This is a genomic window from Oscillospiraceae bacterium (assembly GCA_035353335.1).
Lineage (GTDB): Bacteria > Bacillota > Clostridia > Oscillospirales > JAKOTC01 > DAOPZJ01.
Window position 1 is genome coordinate 28,422 of record DAOPZJ010000024.1, and the last position, 10,623, is coordinate 39,044.

The 10,623-nt window shown below is 50.2% G+C and carries 8 protein-coding genes; 2 read left to right on the forward strand and 6 right to left on the reverse strand.

Annotated features, from left to right (window positions below; all coding sequences use genetic code 11):
* Positions 1–72: 72 nt before the first annotated feature.
* Positions 73–1,593, reverse strand: coding sequence for an ASKHA domain-containing protein (locus tag PKH29_06650; protein ID HNX14516.1), 1,521 nt, complete (start codon positions 1,591–1,593; stop codon positions 73–75).
* Between the two features lie 475 nt (positions 1,594–2,068).
* Here PKH29_06650 and PKH29_06655 point away from each other — a divergent pair, with 475 nt between their 5' ends.
* Positions 2,069–3,145 carry a ubiquitin-like domain-containing protein gene (locus PKH29_06655; protein HNX14517.1) on the forward strand — a complete coding sequence of 359 codons (1,077 nt, stop codon included), beginning with the start codon at positions 2,069–2,071 and terminating at the stop codon, positions 3,143–3,145.
* A 303-nt stretch (positions 3,146–3,448) separates the two neighbouring features.
* The gene (locus PKH29_06660; protein ID HNX14518.1) at positions 3,449–4,225 is read left to right on the forward strand and encodes a MerR family transcriptional regulator; all 777 of its coding nucleotides are present in this window, start codon (positions 3,449–3,451) and stop codon (positions 4,223–4,225) included.
* A gap of 83 nt (positions 4,226–4,308) precedes the next feature.
* Here PKH29_06660 and PKH29_06665 read toward each other — a convergent pair whose 3' ends face one another.
* From PKH29_06665 to PKH29_06685, 5 genes are all read right to left on the reverse strand, one after another.
* On the reverse strand, positions 4,309–5,559 hold the full coding sequence (locus PKH29_06665) for a S41 family peptidase (protein HNX14519.1): 1,251 nt from the start codon (positions 5,557–5,559) through the stop codon (positions 4,309–4,311).
* An 84-nt stretch (positions 5,560–5,643) separates the two neighbouring features.
* Complete coding sequence (locus tag PKH29_06670; protein HNX14520.1) at positions 5,644–7,008, reverse strand: peptidoglycan DD-metalloendopeptidase family protein; 1,365 nt, start codon at positions 7,006–7,008, stop codon at positions 5,644–5,646.
* Between the two features lie 71 nt (positions 7,009–7,079).
* The gene (gene ftsX / locus PKH29_06675; GenBank protein HNX14521.1) at positions 7,080–7,961 is read right to left on the reverse strand and encodes a permease-like cell division protein FtsX; all 882 of its coding nucleotides are present in this window, start codon (positions 7,959–7,961) and stop codon (positions 7,080–7,082) included.
* A 141-nt stretch (positions 7,962–8,102) separates the two neighbouring features.
* Complete coding sequence (locus PKH29_06680) at positions 8,103–8,963, reverse strand: ATP-binding cassette domain-containing protein (GenBank protein ID HNX14522.1); 861 nt, start codon at positions 8,961–8,963, stop codon at positions 8,103–8,105.
* 113 nt (positions 8,964–9,076) lie between these two features.
* Positions 9,077–10,168 carry a helix-turn-helix domain-containing protein gene (locus PKH29_06685; GenBank protein HNX14523.1) on the reverse strand — a complete coding sequence of 364 codons (1,092 nt, stop codon included), beginning with the start codon at positions 10,166–10,168 and terminating at the stop codon, positions 9,077–9,079.
* Positions 10,169–10,623: the final 455 nt, after the last annotated feature.

Genomic DNA, 10,623 nt, shown 5'->3' on the forward strand with positions numbered 1-10,623 from the left:
TGCCGTGAATGCAGCATTCCCGAATGCAGCATTTCTGAATGCCCAGAATTATACATTAAATTTGGGGTGTTGTCAAAACAGCATGTTTTCAACGTAGCTGTCCATAAAGTAAGGGTCGCCCGAAAGTTCAATATAGTTGGCGCCGTTTCCGATTTCGGACAGGATCTTTTTGGCGTCTTTGTCGAGGATCGCCCTGACTGCGCCCTCGCCGGCGCTGTTTCCGACCGGTTGAATTTTTTCCCTGAGTGCTTTGGGCAGCAGGCCGATCGCACAGGCGCTGTCACGGTCGATATGTGCGCCGAATCCGCCGGCGAGCCATACCGCCGAGATTTGGTCGAACCCGATACCGGCGTTGTGCATCATCGTATCGATTCCGGCGGCAATCGCAGCTTTGGCAAGCTGCACCTGCCTGAGGTCTTTATCCGTCAATCCTATGCGAGTCTCCCGATCGATGATGAATTTCCTTGTTTTTCCGTCAAGCCGATCAGAATATTTCACATCCAACTCCTCCTCATCTGCCAATCTCCCGGTCTCGTCCATCACGCCGATTTGCAGCATGACAGCCGCCGCATCAATGATGCCCGAACCGCAGATACCGATGGATTTTTGATTGCCGATGACTTCGAATTCGAGATCGTCTTTGCCGGCTTTCACTGTTCCGATCGCACCCTCGATGCCGCCCATCCCATCCTCAATCGCCGCACCTTCGAAAGCAGGGCCTGCCGCGGTCGAACAATAATAGATGCCGTCTTTATTTCCGAGCGCCATCTCACCGTTGGTGCCGACGTCGACCATCAGCGTGATATTTTCGTCGTTATACATCCCGCAGGAGAGCACGTCAGCCGTGATGTCTCCGCCGATATAGGCCGAAATCGCAGGCAGTGTATAGGCTTTAGCCGTGGGATTTGCCTTGATGCCGAGTTCATTTGCCGATACTTCAAATCCGAACAGCGACGTCGGGATAAACGGTGCTACGGCTAATTTCTCGGGTGCCATCCCATGCAAAATATGCTGCATCGTGGGGTTGCCGCAGAGCGCAACGTCAAAAATCCGCGTTGTATCCGCGCAAAGTTTCGCTGCCATACGGTTAATTTGATCAATAATCGCCTTGCGCAGTTCATCCAAATGACCCTCGTTGCAGGCGGTGATGCGCGAGATCACATCCGCGCCGAAGGTGCGCTGCGCATTGATTTCCCCGAGCGTCGCGATCCTGCTGCCGTCGCTTAAATCGAGCAGATAGGCCGCGACTGTCGTCGTGCCGATATCGACCGCAAGCCCGTAAGCGGGCAGTCCGGTTTTTTTGACATCTATCGGGGAAGAAAACGCATATTTCTGCGTCAAGCCTTCCGTCGCCACACGCGCATTACCTTTCTGAGGCGGCAAAACCCAAAAATCCCCGTATGCTCTCGTCTGGCATGCCAGCCGCCAGCCGTTGTCAAGCGCTTCTCCGAGCGCCTTTTTTTCAACTTCATTGGGCGGAAGCAGCTCCCCTCCGGCCTTGATTCTGCATTTTCCGCAGCGTCCGAGGCCGTTGCAGGGTGCGTCGACGGAAAGGCCCCTTTCACGAAGCAGTTCGTTTAATGGTTTTGTCACTTTTTTCCCGTCTGCATCTGATACCTTCATGGGTTCGGTGACTGAAAAATTCATTCTGTCAGACACGGTGTTCTCCTATTTTTAATTGAATTTTTACGATTTATTTTTAAATATATGTACACATTGCACAATATGTAAAGCATATATTTGTGCATTTAACCTGAATTTCTCGACATCCCATTGAAATAACCGTCTTTTTGTGTTAGAATGCTTTCTCGTGGTCGGCGATTTCAATCGTTGATCCGACTCGAACCCGTGCACGGGTTCGACCCAAAAAGGGACATCGAGTTTATTATATTCGCTCATCGCTATGCAGTCAAGACCGGCTGCAAAATCCCAATGGGGCCATACAAATAACGTTGAAAGTTTGGCCGCATATTTCCGCTTCACGCAGTCAACACTCCCTGCGTGATACGGTTAATTTCCCGCATTTCAGCACATATCACGAAATGCGTCTGTCAAGGAGGAAACGACAATGCGACAAATCAGTGAGACGGTATTAAAATTTAAAAACGCCGTCAGAAATGCCGCAGCGAAAGAAATCAACGCGGTAAAACGAACACTCAGCGCGGCGGGCATCTTCTGCGCCGCCGGGTTCATCGCCTTCGCTGCGGGGCAGACCTCAAACCGGGTCGTCATCAACACGGACGGCGTCCTGAAAACGGTCTACACCATGCGCACCAGCGCCGAATCCATTTTGGCGCAAAATTTTATCACGTTCGGAGATTATGACGAAATCCTTTGCCTTTATGACGAAAAGGGAAGTATCACCGAAATCGTCATCCATTCCGCATTCAATGTCACAATCGAAGCCGACAGAGCCGAAATAACTGTCGAAATGGTGCGAGGCACCGTCGCCGACGCCTTCAAAAAGGCCGATATCACGGTTGGTGAATTCGACACCGTCAATTATTCACTTACCGAAAAAGTCAAGTCCGGTATGCAGATTATCCTGACGCGGGTTGAAAAAGTCGTCACCGTCACTACCCAACCGATCGCCTACGAGACCAAATATTACGAGACCACGCTGCTTAAAGACGGCCAGAAAAAGACCGAACGAGCCGGCGCCAACGGCGAAAAAAACGTCACCGTCACCGAGACGTACAGCAATGGTGTTTTGGTCGACACCAAGACCAAAGAAAAGGTCACACTCAAACCTGTCACCGCCAAGGTGATCGTCGGAAGCAACAAGGCTCCTGCTCTATCGCCTCTGACGTTTGCTGACATCACGCTCGAAAACGGCATTCCGACAGAATATACAAAACTGATTACCGGCAAGGCGACCGCCTATGGCTCAAGCGACGGAAACAGAACCTCCACCGGTGTCAAGCCCGCCGTCGGCTATATTGCTGTCAATCCGGATGTCATCGCCTATGGCAGCCGGCTGTATATACGTTCCAAGGACGGAAAACACATATATGGATTCGCCATCGCCGCCGACACCGGCCCCTCGGTGATGAAAAACATCACCGTCGCCGACCTGTACCTCGGCTCTGATGTCGAAATCTACTACTGGGGCCGCCGTGACGTCGAAATTTATATTTTACCATAGGATTAAAAAGCGCAAAGTGTAAAATTGAAAGTTTAAGTGACAGCCCAGTAACGGTTACGGTATAAAGTGAACAGTGAAATCTCCGTAAACTTTGTCATTCGCAGGCGACCAAACGCGGTCGCCTGAGTTTTTATATTATAGATGAAATCCGTTTAAAACACCGGCATTGTTCACTGCCAACTGCACTGACCGGATTATATTTCAATCTTTTATAAAATTATCTCTTGACCTTTCCGTTACGTCATGGTTTATGATAAACACTGCGCATCGATCGAGCGCGAATCATCGGAAGGAGGGATGAAAGTGGAATACAACATCAACGAATTGGCGAAACTCGCGGGCCTCAGCGCGCGCACGCTTCGCTACTATGATGCGTTCGGGCTTTTATCCCCGCATCGAAATCACAGCAACGGTTACCGTGTCTACACGAGCTCGGAAGCAGACCGTCTGCAGCAGATTCTGTTTTACCGTGAACTCGGCATGCCGCTTGAAGAGATCAAAACCGTTCTGACGTCGGACGGGAATGACCGGCTCACCGCTTTGGAGGGTCATCTTACGGCATTGCGGAAGAAAAAAGCGCAGTTAGAATCGCTTGTTGCGACCGTCGAAAAAACCATTGCCGCAGCGAAAGGAGAAATTATCATGAATGATCCGGAAAAATTCGAGGGATTCAAGAAAAAGATGATCGGAGACAACGAAACCAAATACGGCAAAGAAGCCCGCGAAAAGTACGGCCGCAAAGCCATAGACGCTTCAAACGCCCATGTTCTGTCGTGGACACAGGCGCAGTATGACCGGGCGCAAGCCCTATCGAACGAGCTCAACGCCTGTCTGAAAGCGGCTTTCGAGCAAGGCGATCCCATCGGATCGCTTCGCGATCCGGGAGGGGAACTCGCCCAAAAGGCCTGCGCGCTGCACAAGGAATGGCTGTGCCTTTACCGGAATGATTATTCCAAACAAGCTCATCTCGAACTTGCGCAGACCTATGTCGATGATCCCCGCTTCAAAGCGTATTACGACGCCGTAGCCCCGGGATGTGCGCAGTTTCTGCGCGACGCTTTATTCGTCTATTGCAAATAATAAGTGCAGAACAACAAAAGCCCCCGCTCAAGCAGGGGCTTTTGTGTGATAGCTTTGATTTTTGAGCAAAGCAATTACGAATTTTAAAAGTCGGGAACTTCACTGACCACCGGCGGGGCGGTGTTGATTGAGGTCAAATCAATCTGTGAATACACCACGTCAAATGCCTTCTTATATTGAGTGTCATTTTCGGCAGTCATGGTATAAAAATCATAATCGCCCGTTCCCAGCGGTTCGACGGAATAATCCGGTTTGACTCCGACGCCGTTGAAAGTCGCACTCTTCGGCGGATTGATGATCGCCGTCGCCAGCATCACTTTGGAGCCGTCCGAGAGTGTGAAGGTCTTTTTAATGGTGCCTTTTCCCGCAGTGCGTGTCCCGACGACGCTGGCCTTTCCGTAATCAGCCATCGCAGCCGCAAACAGTTCCGCCGGACCTGCCGTGGCGCTGTCCGTCAAAACCGCGACCGGCAGATTGAATTCCAGTTTATCGGAGGTATAGACCAACTGCACCGTCCCGTCACGCAGGGTCTTTGACATGATGTCGCCCTCGGGCAGCATCCGATCGAGTATTTGCGCCGCCGTCCCGATGTCTCCGCCCGAGGTATGACGAAGGTCGATAATCAGGCCGGTAATCGGCTCGGACGGTGATGTCATATTATTAATCGCTTTGATAAATTGATTATAGGTGTTTGCATCAAAAGCGGTGATACGCATATATCCGATGGAATAATCGAGAATGCGGTAAGTAACCGGTGTAGTCGAATAGGTCTGTGAGACAGGCGTCAGCGACATCTGCTCGCCGCCCCGGTAAAAATCGACTTTGACTTCCGTACCCTCGGCGGCATGCAGCAGGACATAGGCCTCAGAGTCCGTCAGTTGCGTGACGTCCTCGGAATTGACCTTGATGATCGTATCGCCGACGGCAATGCCTGCGACTGACGCCCCGGAACCCTCAAGCACTTCATAGACATATAAGTATTTAGAGCTTGTCCTGACCGTCTTAACACCGATTCCGACTTCAATACCCTGCCCTTGCGAGAGCGCCTTTGCATCGGCGGCAGAGACATAAGTCGCTTCGCTGTCTCCGATTCCGGCCAGATAACCCTCCATCAGGCCCTGTGCAAGCAGCTTCTCATCAATGTTAAAGATGCTGTCGTAGCGAGCGATCCGGTCCAGTTCCTCAAGTTTTTCATACATCGACTGGCGCTCGTAAAGATTGAGGATCTTTTGATTATAGGTGATCGTCGAAAAGACCATGGTCGCAGAGAACGTCAGCGCTCCAGCCAAAAGGATCGCACATAACAAGGTGCCGAACGAGTACTTTTTGTTCAAGTTATCACTCCCGGATTTTAATTAAGAAATGCCCGTGCGCAAGGATTTATAATAGTAAAAACCCTTGCGCAATAGCTTGAATTTTTATTTCGGAATCGTCAGGTGATCCATCGGATTGACTCGTTTGCCTTCAAGCCAGAGTTCGAAGTGCAGGTGCGCGCCCGTGGAATTTCCGGTGGAACCTGCTTTGGCGATCTCCTGCCCGCGGGTGACGGTGTCGCCCTCTTTTACCTCCACTTTGCTCAGGTGGGCGTATAAGGTCCTGCAGCCGCCGCCGTGATCAATAATGATATAACGCCCGTAGCTCTTGCTTCCGAGGTTTCGCACCGCGATGACGGTGCCGCTGTTGGCTGCGACGACCGAGGCACCGTAACACAAATCGCCTGCGGCATTCCGGCCCGCGATGTCGGAACCGGTATGGAAGTCCCCCATGCTGGACCGCTGCCCATAGGGAGAAGTGATTTTGGTGAAGCCCGGCAGTGGCCAGGCGAACTCTCCGCCCACATAAGCGCCGTCATCGGCATACTTGGCCATAATGGCGTCGATTTCCTTCTGAGCTTCGGCCATTTCAGCCTGATACTGCTTGATATAAGCCTCGTAAGCCGCTTTATCCTCTTTGAGTTTGTTCAGATATTCTTCCTGTTCGTCATATTGGGTGTCCAGCTGTTTCTTTTTGGAAGCAGCGGTTGCCTTTTTATTCTGGCTGTTTTGGCGGGCGGTTTCCGCTTCGACAACGAGGCCTTCCAGCTCGGTTTTATCAGCGATGAGCTGATTGACGATTTTTTGGTCGTATTCGGAGATGCGCCTTAAAATTTCGGCACGGGTCAAAAAGTCGACAAAATTATCGGAGGAGAACAGCAGTTCAAGCTCGGAAGCATGGCCCGACATATAAATAGCCCGCAGGCGCTGCTTAAAAATCTCCAAAGTAGAAGTGACGTCATTTTCAACCTGGGTGATGCGTGCCGTCAATGTATCAAGCTGCCCGTTGAGACTGTCAATCTCATCATTAAGTATGTTCAGCTGGTCATTGGTCTTATCAATCTGCTCGTCGAGTGTTTTTAAGTATTTAGAGACGTCTTTTTGCTCGGAGGCAAGCTTTTCTTTTTCTTTTTGAAGTTCCTCGACCTTTTTTTGAAGCTCTTCATAGGCGCTGGTCAGATCGCTTACGGTCTGCGCGTCCTCAGAAGCGATTTGAGACGAAAGGGAAGATGAAGCTTTGCTTGACGTCTGTGTTGTCGAGGTTTGGCTCGTTCCCGAAGGTGTGCCCGAAGCCGCCGAAGATATCCGCGACGAGGAGATTGAGGATGCGGAAGTCACGGACGAAGTAACCGTTGAAGAAGCACCCGACGCGGCAGACGATTTGGTCGCGGAAGATGCCGACAGCGGGGAGATATATACGGATGAAATAATTAATAGACAAAGCATCAGTGCTGCAATCGGCTTTTTCATGAAAACCCTCCTTTCGCGGATTTTGATCCTTTTTGGCTGAACGAAAAGGCCATACGGGTTTGCTCTCTTTCCTATGCCTTTAGATATTTTTTAATTGATACCGAACTGGACAGCATTCCGACTAAAAATCCCGCGCCCAAAAACGATCCCAACACGGTCAGAGAGACCTTCGGCCACGGAATCGGGGTAATGCTGAGTTCGGACAGATAATTATGAAGGCCGATATAGGCAAAACGCAGCGCCACATAAGCGATAATTGCGCTGAACAGTCCTAAAACTACGGCTTCGACAAAAAAAGGCAGTCGTACAAACGAATTGGTAGCGCCGACCATCTTCATTATGTAAATTTCTTTTCGGCGCGTGAACATCGCCAGCTTGATCGTATTGATTAAAATAAAGACCGAGACCACCAGCAGCACTACCACGACAGCCGCGCCGAAGGTGGCGATCGCGGTGCTGATATTGGTCAGGGTGTTGGCGATTTTGCCGTTTGCGACAACGTCGGAGATGCCGAATATCTGAGATAATTGCTTGACCATCCGCTCATAGTCGTTGGGGTCCTTGACTTTGACCCTAAAGGAGTTCGGCAGGATGTCCTGACCTTCCAGCATCGAAAAGAGCTGCTCCCCTCCGGTGATTTCGGATTGGAGCTGCGCAAGTCCCTCGGTGCTGGAGATAAATTGAACATCATGCAGTTCCGGGAGTGATTCGAGTGTTTTTTGGATATTGCTGCACTCGTTTGCGTCAGCGCCGTCCTCGACGAACAGCACAATCTCGCCCATGCTTCCGACATATTCGACACCCTTTTGAATATTAAAATACATCAAAAACGCGCCGCCCACCAGCAATAAGCAGGCGAACAGCACGCTGACCGATGCAAAAGACATCAGTCCGTTTGAAAATATATTTTTAAAACCCTGCCTGAGCAGGTAACCGATGCTCTTGTTCTTCATGATGACTCATCCTTTCCGACCCGAACCGTTGTTTTTTTAAGTTTATGTATACAACTTGTCCTTGTCTGCCGAAAGAAACCGGATGCCTGCCGCATGCCGCATATATGCATGCACAAGCGGAAAAATCCGTCTCAGCCGGCTTTAAGAGTTTTCGTCTTCGTTGAACTTAGTGATTTCGGGCGGGACAAATCCGTCGTCCGCCGGGAGTTCGTTTGCCGCTTCTTCTTCAATCGGCAATTCCTGTTGTGAATCCTCCTCAAAGTCCGGGATTTCGCTCTCGCACGCCTCCGAAGGGGTTTCATCGGGATTATTGCAGGCCTCGGCCAGTGTCAGGTCCTCATCAAAAATGATCTTTCCCTCTTCGAGCGCCACCACGCGCCTGGGCATCTTGGTGATGAAATCGCGTTGATGCGTGACCAGTATGACCGTCGTTCCGGTCTTGTTGATCTCATCGAGCATCTGAAGCAGTTCATAAGACATCTCGGGGTCAACGTTGCCGGTCGGCTCATCTGCGATCAATACGCTGGGGCTTCCGACGATGGCCCGCGCAATGCCCACTTTCTGCTGTTCGCCGCCGGACAGCTCGTTCGGGCGGCAGTTGGCTTTTTTAGTCAAGCCCATGACTTCGAGGATTTTCGGCACCTTTCGCCGGACCTCTCTCGCAGGGCGGTCGGTGACGCGCAGCGCAAATGCGATATTGTCATATACCGACATGTTTTCAATCAGCTTGAAATCCTGAAACACCATACCGACTTTGCGGCGGAGATAGGGGATTTGCCGGCGTTTGATTTTGTCGAGCTTGTATTCGTCGAAGGTAATCGAGCCGCTCGTGAGGCGTTCTTCGCAATTGATCAATTTCACGAGCGTGCTTTTCCCGGAGCCGTTTGCGCCGATGATATAGACGAACTCCCCGTCTTCAATTTTCAAAGACACGCCGTCGAGTGCCTTATCGCGCTCTGTGTTCGCATCGTAGATCTTGCAGACGTCTTTGAACTCGATCATTTTAACAGAATTCCTTTCAACGGGTTAGGAGCAAAACACCCTCTTTAAAATGCTATAACCGCAATGTGAGGGTTATGTTATCAAAGCCCAAATACAGCGGCGGTAAATGTTAGTCAAAACTTTGTGGCATAGCTGGTGTTGCTTAAGTATTTTCGAACCATAAGCGCCACTTTGAAGACGATGGCGTGGTCGAGCTCGCGCAGGTCCAATCCGGTTGCGCGTTTGATCTTGTCCAACCGATATACAAGCGTATTTCGGTGGACAAACAGTTTCCTCGCCGTCTCTGAGACGTTGAGGTTGTTTTCAAAAAATTTATCGATCGTGAACAATGTTTCGGAGTCGAGCGAATCGAGGGTATCGTGCGGAAAGATCTCTTTCAGGAACATCTCGCACATCGGTCTCGGAAGTTGATACAACAGCCGGGCAATACCGAGGTTGTCATATCGCGCGACCGGTCTTCCGTTGTCGAAAATCTTGCCGACTTCCATTGCCACCTGCGCCTCTTTGAACGAACGCGCAAGGTCGCGGATGCCGTTGACCACGGTTCCGATGCCGATGACAGCCTGAGTGAAAAACTCGGTGGAAAGCGTGTCGATGATCGCATGCGCCAAATTTTCGAGGTCGCGCGAATCGATTTCGGCACGGGTCTCTTTGACGAGGGCGATGTCGGTCTCGTTGAGATTGATCACAAAGTCCTTATTTTTGTCCGGGAACAGGTTTGAGATGACTTCATAAGCCGCGATTTCGCTCTTCTGTGCAATCCGCACGATCATCACCACCCGGGAGACCTCACCGGATAGATGCAGTTCGCGGGCTTTGAGGAAAATATCGCCGGGCAGAATGTTGTCAGCGATGACGTTTTTGATAAAGTTGGCTTTGCCGAATTTTTCGTCGTAATACTGTTTGACGTTCGCAATCGAGATGGCAAGCAACTCGGAGTATTTCTCCGCCGCGTCGTCGTCTCCGTCAACAAAGACAATATGTTCCCAGCCGCTCTCCGCGTTGATGGCGCGAAGCACCTTGCCGTTTGCCTTCACGCAGTTCTGGCCGTAAATCAGTTCTTCAACCGCATCCTCATAGACGTCGCCGACCTTCATTGCGTCGGAACAGGCGATCACCGTACCGCTTCGGTCGATGATGCCGATAGTACGGCCGATCGGAATCGAAAATTGATTGATCATGTCCTGAAAAATTTTATTGGTCATGCCTACTCCCACTTTCGAAAATTCACTAACTCAAAAATTAAACAGCGAAATCATTTTACACAAATTCGTTATAAAATGCAAGCGTTTTTTTGAACACTTTGCGCGATTGTCGGCATTATGCATAAAAAATCAATTGAAATTTTGTCATTACATTCCTTTTTCGGAAGCCAAAACCCTACAAAAAAGCACAAACCGCTCACGCAGGCTAAAACCGGTTATAGGACATTTGCCTTCCGGAGTCATCAAAATGGTCATGACCTTACCGGTCAATAAATTGAAGTATTTGGTATGTTTGCGTGCTGACCGGCAGCGGCGGCATGTAATTTCCTTTCATTTGAGAAATAAGAACCGCGGTGATAAAGCTGCGTTTTTTTTGCGTTTTTATTCTACTTTTTATACTCTCTGTTGGTTTGTCAATGATGTGTTACAAAAAAGATAAGAAAGAATCTCATTGA